General features: G+C 51.4%; 15 protein-coding genes. All 15 read left to right on the top strand.

Annotation, left to right across the window (positions count from 1 at the left end):
- Window positions 1-8 precede the first annotated feature (8 nt).
- The 15 genes from pilM to C6I21_RS12085 all read left to right on the top strand — a co-directional run bounded on the left by pilM (window position 9) and on the right by C6I21_RS12085 (window position 14,826).
- Complete coding sequence (pilM, locus tag C6I21_RS12155) at window positions 9-995, top strand: type IV pilus biogenesis protein PilM (RefSeq protein ID WP_181186233.1); 987 nt, start codon at window positions 9-11, stop codon at window positions 993-995.
- 2 nt (window positions 996-997) lie between these two features.
- The gene (locus C6I21_RS12150; protein WP_105959753.1) at window positions 998-1,630 is read left to right on the top strand and encodes a hypothetical protein; all 633 of its coding nucleotides are present in this window, start codon (window positions 998-1,000) and stop codon (window positions 1,628-1,630) included.
- Window positions 1,627-2,472, top strand: coding sequence for a hypothetical protein (locus C6I21_RS12145; protein WP_105959752.1), 846 nt, complete (start codon window positions 1,627-1,629; stop codon window positions 2,470-2,472). The genes C6I21_RS12150 and C6I21_RS12145 overlap by 4 nt, the downstream gene beginning before the upstream one ends.
- Window positions 2,473-2,608: 136 nt before the next feature.
- A complete protein-coding gene (locus C6I21_RS12140; RefSeq protein WP_105959824.1) occupies window positions 2,609-3,172 on the top strand; it encodes a Maf family protein in 564 nt (187 codons plus the stop codon).
- 18 nt (window positions 3,173-3,190) lie between these two features.
- On the top strand, window positions 3,191-3,883 hold the full coding sequence (gene radC, locus C6I21_RS12135; RefSeq protein ID WP_105959751.1) for a RadC family protein: 693 nt from the start codon (window positions 3,191-3,193) through the stop codon (window positions 3,881-3,883).
- Between the two features lie 220 nt (window positions 3,884-4,103).
- Window positions 4,104-5,144 (top strand): rod shape-determining protein, encoded by a 1,041-nt coding sequence (locus C6I21_RS12130; protein WP_105959750.1) that lies wholly within the window; start codon window positions 4,104-4,106, stop codon window positions 5,142-5,144.
- 12 nt (window positions 5,145-5,156) lie between these two features.
- On the top strand, window positions 5,157-6,029 hold the full coding sequence (gene mreC, locus C6I21_RS12125) for a rod shape-determining protein MreC (RefSeq protein ID WP_105959749.1): 873 nt from the start codon (window positions 5,157-5,159) through the stop codon (window positions 6,027-6,029).
- Window positions 6,026-6,538 (top strand): rod shape-determining protein MreD, encoded by a 513-nt coding sequence (mreD, locus tag C6I21_RS12120; RefSeq protein ID WP_105959748.1) that lies wholly within the window; start codon window positions 6,026-6,028, stop codon window positions 6,536-6,538. Before mreC ends, mreD begins: the two co-directional genes overlap by 4 nt.
- A gap of 15 nt (window positions 6,539-6,553) precedes the next feature.
- Window positions 6,554-7,231, top strand: a complete 678-nt coding sequence (locus tag C6I21_RS12115; RefSeq protein WP_105959747.1) for a septum site-determining protein MinC — start codon at window positions 6,554-6,556, stop codon at window positions 7,229-7,231.
- Between the two features lie 50 nt (window positions 7,232-7,281).
- The gene (minD, locus tag C6I21_RS12110; protein WP_105959746.1) at window positions 7,282-8,082 is read left to right on the top strand and encodes a septum site-determining protein MinD; all 801 of its coding nucleotides are present in this window, start codon (window positions 7,282-7,284) and stop codon (window positions 8,080-8,082) included.
- A 438-nt stretch (window positions 8,083-8,520) separates the two neighbouring features.
- Window positions 8,521-9,957 carry an ABC transporter substrate-binding protein gene (locus C6I21_RS12105; protein ID WP_105959745.1) on the top strand — a complete coding sequence of 479 codons (1,437 nt, stop codon included), beginning with the start codon at window positions 8,521-8,523 and terminating at the stop codon, window positions 9,955-9,957.
- A gap of 87 nt (window positions 9,958-10,044) precedes the next feature.
- Complete coding sequence (locus C6I21_RS12100; RefSeq protein WP_105959744.1) at window positions 10,045-11,034, top strand: LacI family DNA-binding transcriptional regulator; 990 nt, start codon at window positions 10,045-10,047, stop codon at window positions 11,032-11,034.
- Window positions 11,035-11,102: 68 nt separating this feature from the next.
- Window positions 11,103-12,431: a carbohydrate ABC transporter permease gene (locus tag C6I21_RS12095; RefSeq protein ID WP_105959743.1), complete on the top strand. Its 1,329-nt coding sequence runs from the start codon at window positions 11,103-11,105 to the stop codon at window positions 12,429-12,431.
- Window positions 12,432-12,445: 14 nt separating this feature from the next.
- Complete coding sequence (locus C6I21_RS12090; protein WP_105959742.1) at window positions 12,446-13,267, top strand: carbohydrate ABC transporter permease; 822 nt, start codon at window positions 12,446-12,448, stop codon at window positions 13,265-13,267.
- 137 nt (window positions 13,268-13,404) lie between these two features.
- A complete protein-coding gene (locus C6I21_RS12085; protein ID WP_105959741.1) occupies window positions 13,405-14,826 on the top strand; it encodes a ribonuclease E/G in 1,422 nt (473 codons plus the stop codon).
- Window positions 14,827-14,863: the final 37 nt, after the last annotated feature.

The raw sequence follows: 14,863 nt of genomic DNA, 5'->3' as shown, positions 1-14,863 counted from the left end.
GGTTGTTTATGGATTTACATATCGGTGGTGCGCGTCACGCACTGTTAATTTCAGATCACGTGATCCGCTATGCCCGGCTGAACGGCCGGTCTGCTAATCAAGTGGTCCGGGTGGAGGAACGGTACCTGCCGAGGGGCGTGTTTTCCCAGGGGGAAGTAAAAGAAGTGGACACGCTGTTAACGGTGCTTCAGGAGTGCGTCGAAGCGTGGAAGCTGAAAGGCCGGAAAGTCTTTTTCTCCATCCCGGATTCCCTGTCGATCGTACGAAAGCACACCGTCCCGCTTACCGTAGACGATGACGATATCCGCGGTCACCTGTATATGCAGCTCGGGGATCAGCTGCACCTGCCGATGGAACATCCGGTATTTGACTGGCATGAAATCAGCCGGACGGAAGAAGAACGCGAAATTCTTCTCTTTGCTGCACCGGAAAACGCCGTGACGACGCTTGCGCGGCTGCTCCGGGAAGTGCGCGTCAAGCCGGCAGCAGCGGATCTTTCACCGCTTGCGCTCTACAGGCTCTACAATGAACGGAACAGCGGAGAATTGGAACAGGAAAAACTCATTCTGCAGCTTGCCCCGACGTACGTGCATGCAAGCATATTTTCGGATGATCTGCCTCTTATTATGCGGACCATTCTTCTCGATCTGCCGGAGGATAAATGGACGTATCCATCGGAATCCGGCGGAGAGAACGATCTTGCCTGGGGCGGAACCGACGAAGAAATTAAACGTTCGTGGCGGTATGTCATTGACGAGCTCGGCAAACTGCTGAACTATTATCAGTACACGTATCAGCAGGACGGTGAACCGGTGTCGCAGATCGTTCTCGGCGGCGACCATCCGTATATAAAAGAATTCCGGAAAGAGCTGAAAGAGCAGCTGAACCTCCCGTGTGCGCTGTTTGCGGAAAGCGACTGGGAGTCTAAGCAGAATCAGCCGATTACGACGAAAGATTATGCAGCCATAGGTCTGGCATTGAAAAAAGAGGTGTAACGATGCCTGTAGAAATCAATTTACTTCCGAAAAAACGAAAACGGTCCGGAGCCGTGCCAAAATCCGTCTTTTTCATCCTGGCTGCGGGACTGCTCGGCGTCCTTCTCCTCTTTTTTCTCGGCCAGCAGTTCGGCGAGGACCGGGAGATGGCGGAAGACAGGCTGCAGGAGAAGCGTATCGAAGCTGCAGAACTGGAGCGGACGATTCAGGAGCTTCAGAATAGTGATAACGATGAGCTGGAGGCGCGCATTCAGGAGCTGGACGAGAAAGTCGTTCCTGCCTCTGTCGTGCTGCAGGAGGCTGTCCGCATGATGCCTCCGGAAGGCACGATGACCCTGTTTGATTATTCGTTCCCGGACAATGTCCAGATCGAATGGATCGCAACGAGTATGCCGGATGTCGCTCTTTACCAGAACAGCCTGGAGTCCTCTGCTCTTATACAGCGCGCGGAGCTCGATACCGTCATTGGAGAGGAAATTTTAGAGGAGCTTGAGGAAGATATTTTCTGGTACGAAGAGTATCTGCCGCAGTACTTCACGACGATGAACCTCGTGCTTCATCCGGATGCGGTGCGGAGCTTTGAACCGCCGGAGGAAGAAGTCGAAGATCTGGAAGATGAGGTGGATCTGCCATGACGTTTGCCGCCAAACAGAAATTACTGACGTTCGGCGTCCTGCTGCTCGTTGTCCTCTCGCTTACGGCCGTGTATTTCAATACGGTTCATCCGGAATGGACTGGTGCCGCTGATGCAGAAGAGGCAGCGGAGACAGAGGATGCGTATATTCAGGAGCTGGAAGGACAGCTCCGGGAGGCAGAAGAAGAAGCGTCCGGCATGGCATCGACAACCGATCTGCAGCGCCGTCTGCCGGTCGTCCGTCAGACCGATCAGTTCCTCATGGATATCAGCATGGCTGAAGAGCTGGCAGATATCCGGATTATGGATATATATATGGACTATGATCAGCCGGTGTATGCCTACGAAACAGTAGAAGTCGGCCCTTCCACCGGCGCAGAGGATCAAGGTGAGTCGATCGATGATGTCCGCCGGGAGGAAATCGAAGAGGATGAAGAACTGACAGCGACCGATGACGATGTCGAGCTGGAGGATGTTGATCTCGAAAGCGACCTGGAAGACCGGGAAGTGGAGACGGATGAAACCCTGCCGGACGGAGCGGTTCAGGAAGAGCCGTTAAACGGGGTGCGGAAGCAGACCGCCGTGATTGAATTAAAAGTGAATACGTATGAACATCTGGAGCGTTTTCTCGCGGAGCTCGATGCGCTCGAGCGGTATACAAACATCGAGTCCATTTTATTCCTGGGACAGGATGAGGATAGGATCTTTGACGGCCAGTCGGATATTTTCTTTGAAGTGCAGGTATCGTCCTTCTATTATCCGGCACGGGAAGATCTCGAACCGGAAGCGCCGGTGCGCGATTATCCGGAGACACCCGACCGTGAGTCCCCGTTCAGGGAATAGAACGTATATTCTCCTTTTGCTGTTCATTCAGGTGAAGTTGTGGTATGTTTTTACATACCACTTCTTTTTGTTTCCAGCAGCTGAGCAGAACGAGAAACAGGAAGAGAATCAGAACGATGAAAAAGGAGATGGGAGCATGAAGCAGCTCATACTGGCGTCCCAATCCCCGAGAAGGGTGGAACTGCTGACGCTTGCCGGCTTTACATTCGATACGATTCCAAGCAATGTTTCCGAAGAACTGGCCGCGGACGTGAAAACGGAGGACGCGGCTGTTCTTCTGGCTTTGAGAAAGGCACGTGCGGTCTTCACAGCGAACCCGGAAGCCGTCGTAATCGGCTCGGATACGGTGGTTGCGGTGCAGGACCACATTCTTGGAAAGCCGGCGGATGAAACCGATGCAGCGGCGATGCTCCGGATGCTTTCAGGAAAAACGCATCACGTGTATACCGGCGCTGCCATTGTGTCAGCAGAGAAAACGGAGACGTTTACAGCAGTGACAGAGGTGGACTTTTTTGACCTGTCTGATTCGGATATAGAGCAGTACATACAGACAAAGGAGCCGGCGGATAAGGCTGGTGCCTACGGAATACAGGGGAAAGGTGCCCTCTTCGTCAGGGAGATCCGCGGCGATTATTATGCGGTGATGGGCCTCCCGGTCGCCAGAGCTGCCCGTGCGCTTAAAACGTACGGGGTGAAGTAACCCGTCTGGAGGTTTTAGATGGCGATGCAGGAAAGTCTCATGATCCGGGATGTTCCGAGAGTGGAACGTCCGCGGGAGCGGCTGGTGAAGTATGGCAGGGAGTCTCTTTCCAATCAGGAGCTTATAGCACTGCTTCTCGGATCCGGAACGAAGAGGGAGTCTGTTCTGACACTATCAGGGAAAGTGCTGAACCATTTTGATGGACTGAAGCTGCTCCGTCAGGCATCGGTGGAGGAATGCATGACGATTCACGGCATCGGCGAAGCCAGAGCGGTACAGCTGCTTGCCGCTGTCGAGCTCGGCAGCCGGATGGCGTCGCTTTCAGTGGAGGAGACGGATATCATCCGCTCCCCGGCAGATGCGGCAGACTTAATGATGGAGGAAATGCGCCATCTGACTCAGGAACACTTCACGGCACTATACTTGAACACGAAAAATGCTGTCATCAAAAAGAAAACGCTGTTTATCGGCAGTTTGAACGCAAGCGTCGTCCACCCGAGAGAAGTATACAGAGAAGCGCTCCGCTGCTCGTGTGCCGCGTTTATCTGTCTGCATAATCATCCTTCTGGTAATCCGGAGCCGAGTCCCGAGGATATTGACGTAACAAAGCGGCTCGCCTCCTGCGGGAAGACGATGGGGGTGGAGATGCTCGATCACATTATTATCGGGGACAAACGGTACTTTTCCATGAAAGAGAAAGGCTACATTTAAAAGTCGTTTTCACAGGCCGGGGCACAGGTGATGCACCCGGCCTGCTTTCTGTGGATTCCGTAACGGCTCCTTATATGTACATGGTATAGGGGGTGTGTTAGGATAAAATAAGGATTTTGTGGCCTTATTAGGAAAAGCGCTACTCTTTCCCGGGCTGATTCAGTATAATGAAACATATCGGCCTTATGACAGGTGGTATAATGTGAAGGGAGTTACATAGATGTTTTCTGGATTCTCAAAAGACTTAGGAATTGATTTAGGCACGGCCAACACACTCGTATACGTAAAAGGAAAAGGTGTCATCATGCGGGAGCCTTCCGTTGTGGCGATCCGCTCCGACTCCGGGACGATCGAAGCGGTCGGAAGCGATGCGAAAAACATGATCGGAAGAACACCCGGCAATATCGTAGCGATCCGGCCGATGAAAGACGGCGTCATTGCCGATTTCGATACAACGGCAACGATGATGAAGCATTTTATTCAGCAGGCGCTCCGCCAGCGTTCTTTTTTTGGCAAAAAGCCGAATGTGATGGTCTGCGTACCGTCAGGCATTACCGCAGTGGAAAAGCGTGCGGTGGAGGATGCGACGAAACAGGCAGGAGCCAGAGAGGCGTACACTATTGAAGAGCCGTTTGCGGCAGCGATTGGTGCGAATTTACCTGTATGGGAGCCGACTGGAAGTATGATCGTCGATATCGGCGGCGGCACGACCGAAGTGGCGATCATCTCGCTCGGCGGTATCGTAACGAGCCAGTCTGTGCGCGTAGCCGGAGATGAGATGGATGAGTCCATCGTGCAGTACGTGAAGAAAACGTACAGCCTGATGATCGGAGAACGCACCGCAGAAGCGGTGAAGTTTGAAATCGGAGCTGCAGGCGATGTTGCCGGCGGGGAAACGATGGACATCCGCGGACGGGACCTCGTAACAGGTCTTCCGAAAACGATCACGATCAGCGGCGAGGAAATTGCCGGAGCGCTTGAAGAAACCGTCTCTGCGATTGTCGAAGCGGTGAAAAACACGCTGGAACAGTCGCCGCCGGAGCTTGCGGCGGATATTATGGACCGCGGGATTGTTCTGACAGGCGGTGGAGCTCTTCTCCGCAATCTGGATAAAGTATTAAGCGATGAAACAAACATGCCGGTTCTTGTAGCAGATGAACCATTGGACAGTGTCGCCGTCGGCACAGGAAAAGCGTTGGAAAATCTGCATTTATTCCGCTCCAAAGCAGGAATTACAGCCCGGTCGAATCGAAAAGGATAGTAGGTGCTCCTGATGTCTCCATTTTTTTCAAACAGACGGCTGATTGTGCTGCTTGTCTGTCTGATTTTTTTAGTCGGCCTCGTCGGGTACTCACTGAACCAGAATAGAGCCCTTTCCTGGCCGGAACAATTTGTTTCAGATGCCGTCGGTACCGTGCAGTCGGTTTTTTCCCGGCCTGCGTACTGGCTCAGCAGCAGCTTTGATGGAATCGGTGATCTGCAGAACTTATATGAGGAAAACCAGATGCTCAAAGCCCACCTGGATGATTATGCTTCCCAGCGGGCGGAGCTTTCCCAGCTGCGCCGCCGGAACGAGGAACTGGAAGGGATGTTCGACATGCGGGATGATCTTCTTGATTATTCTGCGCAGGAAGCCGTCGTCATCCATCGGAGCCCCGACCGCTGGAATCAGCTGGTCGGCATTAACCTTGGTGCGCAGGACGGCATCGAAGAGGATATGGCGGTTATCACCTCCCAGGGGCTCATCGGTAAAATCAGCCGGGTTTCCCAGTTTTCGTCCTCTGTACAGCTTCTCAGTGATCAGGACGTCACCAACCGGATTTCTGCGATGGCAACTGGAGGGAACCAGTCCATCTACGGATTTATCGAAGGAATCGATGACGAAAGCGGACTGCTCCGCTTCACGAAAATCGATGTCGATGTGGAAGTAGAACCGGGACAGACAGTGACGACTTCCGGGCTAGGCGGCGTTTTTCCGGATGCTCTGGAAATCGGCGAAATTGTCGACGTGCAGTCGGATGAATTCGGCCTGAGCCAGACAGCCCTTGTCGAGCCATCGGCGGATTTCTATCATCTCGATTACGTCATGGTTATTGACCGCGGCGCAGATGATGCTTCAGCTGTTCTGGAGGAGGAAGAGGAATGAGGTTCCTTCTCCCGGCTGTCCTGTTTTTCTTTCTTGTGATTGAAGGAACGTGGCTGCAGGTTTTCGCACCGGATTTCCGCGGAGCGGACTGGCAGTACATACCGCGCTTTCTCTTTATGCTGATCCTGTTTACCGGGATCTACCGGGCGAAAAGCCACGGCGTATTTTATGCGGTTATTTTCGGGATGATGTATGACATCGTTTATGCCCCAGTGCTCGGCGTCTACACGTTCGGTTTCGGTTTTATTACGTATTTATTTTCCATTTCCACTCCCTTTATGAGGAGAAGGCCTCTCTACACAGCGCTTCTTGTTCTTGTCGGAGTGATCGCACTGGAATACTATGTTTATGGAATGATGGTGCTTCTCGGACTTACAACGCTGACTCATGAAATGCTGTTTCTACAGCGCTTTCTGCCATCATTTCTTTTAAACGGAGCGGCTGCACTCGCTGCAGCATTCCCACTGCGGTGGTGGTTTAACAAAGTCGATGGTTTTAACGAAGAATGATGGAGGTGCTTTTCCATGCCAAGGCAGACGCAGCATTATGTTACGTTGAAAGGAACGAAAGAAGGACTCCGCCTTCGTTTCGATGATGAATGCAGCTATTCCATGCTGATTGATGAATTAAAGCGGCGGCTGGAAGAGCAGAAGGATCAGCTGAGCTCTCCTTCGAGGGAAAAACTGCAGGTCATTGTTGATACAGGCAGACGTTTTTTAACGGATCAGCAGAAACAGGAAATTGAATCGCTGCATGAAAGCTACCATATCCAGGTGGCCCGTTTTCAGTCAGAGGTCATTTCCATTGAAGAGGCAGAGGCGAAACAGAAAGCGTCGAAAGTAACCCGTCTCGCAAAAGTGATCCGCTCCGGACAAGTGCAGGAAATGGATGGGGATGTACTTCTGATCGGGGATGTAAATCCCGGGGCCGTATTAAAAGCGACCGGAAGCATCTTTATTCTCGGCAGTCTAAAAGGCACCGCTCATGCCGGCGTGGAAGGTAATATCCGTGCGGTTATCAGCGCCTCCTTTATGGACCCCGCCCAGCTGCGCATCGCCCACATTGTCCGGGAACCTCCGGAAGAGGAAGAATGGCGGGGGATGTTTGAATGTGCGCTGGTGGATGATACGGGGGAACTGATCCTTGACCGGGCGCAGAATCTTGGCAGCCGTCGTCCCGAACTGATGGATGAAGACCGGTAACTGCCGGGTCAGAGAAGGTTATTTTGGAATGTGGGAAAGGAGAGAGTCCTGTGGGTGAAGCCATTGTAGTGACATCAGGAAAAGGCGGTGTCGGTAAAACGACCACCACCGCAAATATCGGTACGGCACTCGCATTGAATAATTACCGGGTCTGTCTCATTGACACAGATATCGGACTGAGGAATCTCGACGTGATCATGGGTCTGGAAAACCGGATCATCTATGACCTGGTCGATGTAGCGGAAGGCAGCTGCCGGCTGCAGCAGGCGCTCATTAAAGACAAACGTTTTGAGTCACTCGCCCTTCTTCCCGCTGCTCAGACAAAAGATAAAGATTCGGTCAGCCCGGAGCAGATTAAAGAGCTGGTGGATGAGCTGAAGCAGGAGTACGATTACATACTCATCGACTGTCCGGCAGGAATTGAGCAGGGGTACAAAAATGCGGTTGCCGGAGCAGACCGGGCGATTGTCGTAACGACCCCGGAAATTTCCGCCGTGCGTGATGCGGACCGCATCATCGGCATGCTGGAAAAGGAAACCCATGTTGAACCACCGAAGCTCGTGATCAACCGGATCCGAAGCCATATGATGAAGGACGGGGACTCGATGGATGTGGACGAAATCGTCTCCATTCTGGCGATCGACCTTCTCGGTATCATTATAGATGACGACACCGTGATCAAGTCATCGAACTCCGGCGAGCCGGTTGCGCTGTCGCCGAAAAGCAAAGCGTCCATCGGCTACCGAAATATTGCAAGACGGCTCACCGGCGAATCCGTGCCGTTGATGAGTCTTGATGATAACCCGGGCATGTTTGCCAGAGTCAAAAAATTTCTCGGCATGCGTCCGTAACTTTTTATACGCCTATCCGCAGGAGAGCAATCCTCCGGATAGGCGTTTTTTGTTTTCCTGAAGCAGCATCCATCAAACAGCAGGAAATGACCGTCAGAAGCCAGAGGGCCCCTGCACTTAGAGACAAAAGTTTTCATGCAGTAAAGCACTTTCTGCATTTGTCTTTCATTTATGAACAAATGTTGGTTTCGTTCTGTCAGAGAAAACAGGACTTTCGGCGAAAAGTAAAACAATCCGTAAAAAAACACTAATTTTCTAAAAATAGTAGTTGAAATCGTTATCATATGCCGCTATACTGTGAATATGAAAGCGATTCCAGATGACCCGACAAGTGCTGCATTTCCTGAAAAGACGGCTGTGAAGTTCATGGGAATGCTTCTTTTTCGGAGAAACCTGAAATCGTTATCACATATCTCACTCTCAAGGGGGAAATTTGTTATGAGAATTAGAAACAGAGTGTTGACCAGTGCGATGGTCCTTTCAATGGCTGGTGTTCTAGCTGCCTGCGGCGGCAATGACGGTGGAGACACAAACACAGCAGACACAAATAACACTGGAGGCGACAACAACGCTGCAGCTGATAACGATGAAGGTGCGGACATGGAAGAGAACATGAACGAAGAGCCGGCAGATGACGAAGAGCCTGCAGATAACGAAGGCGGGAATGATGAAGGTGGAGATGAAGCTGCCGGAGACGGTGAAGAAGTAACCCTCACTTACGCACGCGGTCAGGATGCCACAGGTGCAACAGACGTACTGGTAGATGCTTTTGAAGAAGCGAATCCAAACATTACTGTAGAATTCCGCGAAATGCCTGCCGATACCGGTCAGTCCCACGACCAGTACGTAACAGAATTCAGCGGCGGCGACGACAGCATTGACGTATTCGATGCAGACGTCATCTGGCCGGCGGAATTTGCCCAGGCTAACTACGTGCTTGAGCTCGACCGTTTCATTGAGCGGGATGACATTAATATGGATGACTACTTTGAAGGTCCGGTGGAGTCCGGCCAGTTTAACGGACGGACATGGGCGATGCCTAAATTTACCGATGCCGGTCTTCTTTTCTACCGTTCAGACATTGTAGATGAAGCACCACAGACCTGGGATGAGCTGATCGAGATGTCCGGTGAGCTCCAGGGTGAAGGCGGAACAGACTTCGGTTACCTGATGCAGGCGAACCAGTATGAAGGACTTGTTGTTAACGCGATTGAATTTTTCGGTGCCTACGGGGCACAGGTTCTTGATGAAGAGCAGAACGTAACGATTAATTCACCGGAAGCGGTAACAGCCCTTGAAAAAATGATGGAAATTGCCCAGTCTGACTTCGTTCCGGGCGATATTCTGAACTTTGATGAGCCGGCAACACATACGGCGTTCCTGGAAGGACAGGCTGTATTTGCCCGCAACTGGCCGTACATGCAGGCGATGACAGAGGACGAAGAAGTTTCCCAGGTTCAGGAAAATGTAGACTTTGCCCTTCTGCCTGAAGGCGATGCAGGAAGTGCTGCAGGTCTCGGCGGCTGGATGACGATGATCAACCGGAACAGCCAGCATCCGGAGGAAGCATGGGAATTCGTGAAATTCATGACTGGTCCGGAAGGCCAGAAGATTACGGCTATCGAGGGCGGTTCTGCACCGACGCTGCGTGATCTGTATGAGGATGAAGAAGTACAGGAAGCTGCGCCGCTGTTTGCGAACGATGAGTTCGTCAACACGCTTGAGAATGCAGTGCCGCGTCCGGTAAGCCCGATCTATCCACAGATTTCCGATATCATGCAGATTGAGCTGTCCCGTGCACTTGCCGGAGAAATTTCTGCTCAGGAAGCGATTGAAAACATGGAGTCCAATATCGAATCAGCACTGGCTGAATAATACTCGCGGAAAAAAGGAGTGGACGCGCGGTTCACTCCTTTTTTCTCTACCGCGCCCAAAATTATGTCTGAAAGGCAGGTGGAATTCATGGCGACAATCAAGGAAGTGGCAAAGCATACCGGTCTTTCTTCTACGACGGTTTCCAGAGTCATCAACAATCATCCGTACGTAGATGAAGCAAAGCGGAAAAAAGTGCTCGAGGCCATGGAAGAGCTTGGTTATGTGCCGAATTCTTCTGCCAGACGACTGCGCGGGCAGCGGACGAATACAATTGCAGTGATCATATCCAGAATCGTCAATCCGTTTTTCAGCCACCTTGTCGATGCAATGGAAAAGCTGGCAGCTGAACAGGGGTATCAGCTGATTCTCTGTGATTCGAGACTGGAGAAAAAGCGGGAGATCCGCCATCTGGAACTGCTGAAGACAAAGCAGGTGGACGGAATCATCCTTGCTTCTATTCAAAATGACTGGAAAGACATTGAACCGTATACGCGTTATGGGCCGATCCTCTCCTGCAATGAATACGATTCGAAGGCGAGCATGCCGATGGTTGTCTGCGATCAGAAATACGGCGGCTACCTCGGGACACGTCATTTAATTGAGCGGGGGCATACGAAGATCGCCTACGCCGGCGGTGCGGACCGGATTGAATTAACGCGGGACCGCTTTACGGGATTTGAGCAGGCGATGAAGGAAGCCGGCCTGGCCATACGGGAGGATTACCTGTTTACCAGCTATTACGGAATCGATGACGGAAAAAATATTTTTCACCGGATGTATGCACTGGAAGAAAAGCCGACCGCTATTTTTGCAGGGGGCGATGAAGTAGCAGCCGGTGTTATTAAAGAAGCAAAACGGTTCCATTGCCGCGTACCTGATGATCTTGCTGTAATCGGCTATGACAATCAGCCGATTGCAGATTTAATTGATCCAGGAATTACTACGATCGATCAGCCGATGAAACTCATGGGCACGAGGGCAATGGAAATGATGATGGATATGATCACCCATAACCGCCGGACGATGTATCAAAAAGAAGTACTTCCGCTGCAGCTGGTTGTTCGTCAGTCAACCTGACTGCACCACGTTATATGGTAACGATATCATAACCAGGCACTTATTCAGAAACAGAGGGAGGAATTGCAATGGGGGATAAAAAGAAAAAGTTCCAGCTTAATGACACGCAGCTGGGCTATCTCATGGTACTCCCGGCCCTGATTCTTATTTTCGCAGTTACGCTATGGCCGGTTGCCCAGTCTTTTTATAACAGTATGTTTGACTACCGTCTCAATGATCCGGAGCGTAATCAGACGACACTAAGCTACCAGATTGACCTGGAGCGGTATGCGGACGGCTATTATTTTTATGAAGGGGATATGGAGTCCCTGATTTCCTCTCTGGATGGGGAAGATGCTTCCCAGGCAGAAGAGATCCAGTCAACGATCGATGAGTACCACCAGATGATCGTTAATTCCGACAACATCGGCGACCAGTACCAGACGGTGGAGGAAATGGTCAATAACTTCCAGCCGGTCAACGATGATAACTTGAAATACGGCTCCATTAACAACGATTTCACCGAAGAATATATCGGTGTGCTGGAGAATTCAAGTGATGAACTGAGTGCTATCGCGGAGGGGCTGGATGAAGATCTTCAGGGCCAGGCGGAGACCACCGCTCAACAGGTCAATTCGCTTAACAGTGCGATGATCCGCCCGAACTTCATTGGATTAACGAACTATCAGCAGTACTTAACGAACCCGCGTACATGGAGTGCCATGTGGAATACGGTGTTCTTTACAGTCGTCTCTGTATTCTTTGAACTAGTGATCGGTCTTGCGGTTGCACTCGTCATTAACCGGGCCTTTATCGGTCGTGGTGCCGTTCGTGCAGCGGTGCTGATTCCATGGGCGATTCCGACAGCTGTATCCGCGATGATGTGGAGCTACCTGTACGATGGACAGTCCGGTATCATTGCCCACTATTTTTCCGAACTCGGTCTGATAAGCGATCCATCGACATTACTGAGTACCGGATCCGGCGCCATGTTCTCCGTTATTCTGGCCGACGTCTGGAAAACGATGCCGTATATGGCCCTTCTCCTTCTCGCTGGTCTGCAGACCATTTCCGGCTCTCTCTACGAGGCAGCAGAAGTGGACGGGGCGGGGAAATTTCAGCAGTTTCTCTATATCACACTGCCGATGCTGAAATCAGCGATTCTCGTCGCCCTCTTATTCCGTACACTCGATGCGTTCCGGGTATTTGACCTCATCTACGTATTAACAGGAGGGGGTCCTGCAAACAGTACCGAATCCATCTCGGTATATGCCTACCAGGTTCTTTTTGCTCAGCAGAACTTCGGTGAAGGATCTGTACTGTCTGTCATCGTATTCCTTTCTGTCGCTGTCATTAGTATCCTCTTCATTAAATTGATCGGTTCCGATCTCTTCGAAGACAAAAAAGGCAAGAAGTAAAGGAGGTAGCCGGAATGAGAAAAAAAGCTGGATTTCCATTTTATATCTTTTTAAGTATCTTTATTTTCATCACGATGTTTCCGTTTCTCTGGGTGTTCCTGACGTCTCTGAAGCCGCCGGGAGAGATCTTTTCCAGTTTCAACTGGTTCACCTCGAATCCGTCGTTTAATTCGTATGTCAGTGCCGTTGAAACGAGACCGTTATTCCGTTACATGCTCAACAGTATCGTCGTCTCCGGACTGACAACGATTATTTCCATCTTTGTTGCTTCTCTTGCAGCATATTCGGTAACGCGTCTGCCGATCCGGTTTAAAGGAACGATTCTCGGAATTGTCCTTGCAGCCGCTATGTTCCCGCAGATTGCGATCATTTCGCCGATCTTCAACCTGATTCAGAGTCTTGGCCTGCGTAACAGCTACATGGGTCTTGTCATTCCTTACATTACCATCAGTCTGCCGCTCGCCATCTGGATTCTGGCAACGTTCTTTCAGAAGATCCCGTATGAGCTGGAAGAATCAGCAAAGCTTGATGGAGCGACACCGTTTCAAACGTATCGAAAAATTATTTTCCCGCTCGCCGCACCAGGTGTTTTCACGACAGCGATTCTCGTGTTTATCGCTGCCTGGAACGAATATTTATTTGCACTTACAATCAACTCGGATGACAGCTGGCGCACGATTCCGGTCGGTCTGTCCCTCTATCAGTCCCAGTTTACGATTCCATGGGGGGATATTACCGCAGCTACCGTAATTGTGACGATTCCAATCGTCGTCATCGTCCTGATCTTCCAGCGCCGCATCGTTGCGGGACTGACATCCGGCTCTGTAAAAGAGTAGATAGTAACCGACGACGGATGAAAGCTGGATATGCATTGGAGCTCTCCTGATTGCAGGAGGGCTCTTCTGTTTTCTGTGATACTGGTTGCCAGCCGGATCGACTGCTTCTATAATTTAGAAAGAAAGGAGGTGCCCCGATGGATGAAGTTTATGTAGAGAAAACAGTTTCAGGGCACCGCGGTGCGCTTTTGGAAAACGGACGTGTCGAGGAGTGGTTTCTGGAAGAAGAAAACACCCTGCAGAAAGGGACGATCCTCCGCGGGAAAATAAAAAAGCTGCTTCCTTCTCTGGATGCAGCATTTGTAGATATCGGCGAAGGAAAAGAAGGCTACCTTGCGAAAAAGGAACATCCCCGCTACCAGCAGTGGAAGCTCAATCAGGAAGGAAAAGAGCCTTCCGTAACAGCACTGCTTCAGCAGGGGGAGACAGTGATCGTACAGGTGAAACGGGAGGCAGCTTCAAACAAAGGCCCGCAGCTGACAATGATTCTCTCCATCCCGGGAGAAAGGCTCGTCCTGGAACCGTTCTCCGACTACGCAGCGGTATCGAAAAAACTCTCCGATCCGGAGCGGGACCGCCTGCGTCAGGAAGCGGAGTTATGGCGCCGTTCCCCGGAAGGGATCATCGTCCGCACAGCCGCAGACGGAATATCTGCCGAGGACTTTCGTAAAGAAGCAGACCGGCTAAGAAGAAAGTGGGCAGACATAAAAGCGGCAGAAGGAAGAGTGCTTTACCGGGAAGGAGGCGTGCTCCCGAGACTGGAGCGGGATATTCTTCTTCAGGGGAAGAAGCAGATTAAAACGAATGATGCCGCTCTCGCTTCCGTCTGGAAAGACCAGTTTCCGGACTGCGACGTTGAATGGTCGAGAGAGCGGGCGCTTTTTTATTCCTCAGGACTCCAGAAAGAACTGCATCAAAGCACAGAACCGTTCGTCTGGCTGAAGCGGGGAGGGTCAATCATGGTGGAGGAGACAGAGACCATGACGGTAATAGACGTCAACTCTTCCAAGCAGATACGGGGCTCCGGGAGCCTTCAGGCGACAGCGTTGAAAGTGAACAAAGAAGCGGCCGAAGAGGCGGCGAGGCAGCTGAGACTTCGGGATATCGGCGGCATGATCATCGTTGATTTCATCCGTATGAAAGCGACTGCTGACCGGGAGGAACTGCTCCGCGTTTTTAAAAAGGCGCTTTCCAGAGACCGGACGCATACATACGTTACGGGCTATTCCGGCCTCGGATTTGTAGAATTAACGAGAAAACAGTCCAGAAAGCCGCTTCGTGAACAGCTGACGGTCCCCTGTCCGGTCTGCAGTGGAGCTGGAAGAGTGCGGAAACCATCTGAAACAGCTCTGGAAATCGCATCCTTTCTGCCATCTGTGGAAGCTGGCGCTGCTCTCGTGGAAACGTCCCCCGAGACTGCCGCAGTCTGCCGCACCCTGTCTCATCCAGGAGGGGCAGAGGTATATTTTAGAGAAACAGAAAGAATGGAAGGATTTCGTCTTCTCCGGATGGGTCCGGAAGCCGTGTCCGACGGGCAGAAGCCGTGGAAAAGTGATTGACGCCCAAGGCATGCTGTGGTAATATTTCCTTTGTGGT

Origin of the sequence: Alkalicoccus urumqiensis (assembly GCF_002993335.1) — a bacterium.
Lineage (GTDB): Bacteria > Bacillota > Bacilli > Bacillales > Salisediminibacteriaceae > Alkalicoccus > Alkalicoccus urumqiensis.
The sequence above is the reverse complement of the archived record's forward strand: the minus strand, read 5'-3'. Positions and strand labels throughout refer to the sequence as shown.

What these genes read in the sequence shown, in the direction of transcription:
- pilM (WP_181186233.1), top strand. Translation starts at nt 9, where the DNA reads ATGGATTTACATATCGGTGGTGCGCGTCACGCACTGTTAATTTCAGAT.
- C6I21_RS12150 (WP_105959753.1), top strand. Translation starts at nt 998, where the DNA reads ATGCCTGTAGAAATCAATTTACTTCCGAAAAAACGAAAACGGTCCGGA.
- C6I21_RS12145 (WP_105959752.1), top strand. Translation starts at nt 1,627, where the DNA reads ATGACGTTTGCCGCCAAACAGAAATTACTGACGTTCGGCGTCCTGCTG.
- C6I21_RS12140 (WP_105959824.1), top strand. Translation starts at nt 2,609, where the DNA reads ATGAAGCAGCTCATACTGGCGTCCCAATCCCCGAGAAGGGTGGAACTG.
- radC (WP_105959751.1), top strand. Translation starts at nt 3,191, where the DNA reads ATGGCGATGCAGGAAAGTCTCATGATCCGGGATGTTCCGAGAGTGGAA.
- C6I21_RS12130 (WP_105959750.1), top strand. Translation starts at nt 4,104, where the DNA reads ATGTTTTCTGGATTCTCAAAAGACTTAGGAATTGATTTAGGCACGGCC.
- mreC (WP_105959749.1), top strand. Translation starts at nt 5,157, where the DNA reads ATGTCTCCATTTTTTTCAAACAGACGGCTGATTGTGCTGCTTGTCTGT.
- mreD (WP_105959748.1), top strand. Translation starts at nt 6,026, where the DNA reads ATGAGGTTCCTTCTCCCGGCTGTCCTGTTTTTCTTTCTTGTGATTGAA.
- C6I21_RS12115 (WP_105959747.1), top strand. Translation starts at nt 6,554, where the DNA reads ATGCCAAGGCAGACGCAGCATTATGTTACGTTGAAAGGAACGAAAGAA.
- C6I21_RS12105 (WP_105959745.1), top strand. Translation starts at nt 8,521, where the DNA reads ATGAGAATTAGAAACAGAGTGTTGACCAGTGCGATGGTCCTTTCAATG.
- C6I21_RS12100 (WP_105959744.1), top strand. Translation starts at nt 10,045, where the DNA reads ATGGCGACAATCAAGGAAGTGGCAAAGCATACCGGTCTTTCTTCTACG.
- C6I21_RS12095 (WP_105959743.1), top strand. Translation starts at nt 11,103, where the DNA reads ATGGGGGATAAAAAGAAAAAGTTCCAGCTTAATGACACGCAGCTGGGC.
- C6I21_RS12090 (WP_105959742.1), top strand. Translation starts at nt 12,446, where the DNA reads ATGAGAAAAAAAGCTGGATTTCCATTTTATATCTTTTTAAGTATCTTT.
- C6I21_RS12085 (WP_105959741.1), top strand. Translation starts at nt 13,405, where the DNA reads ATGGATGAAGTTTATGTAGAGAAAACAGTTTCAGGGCACCGCGGTGCG.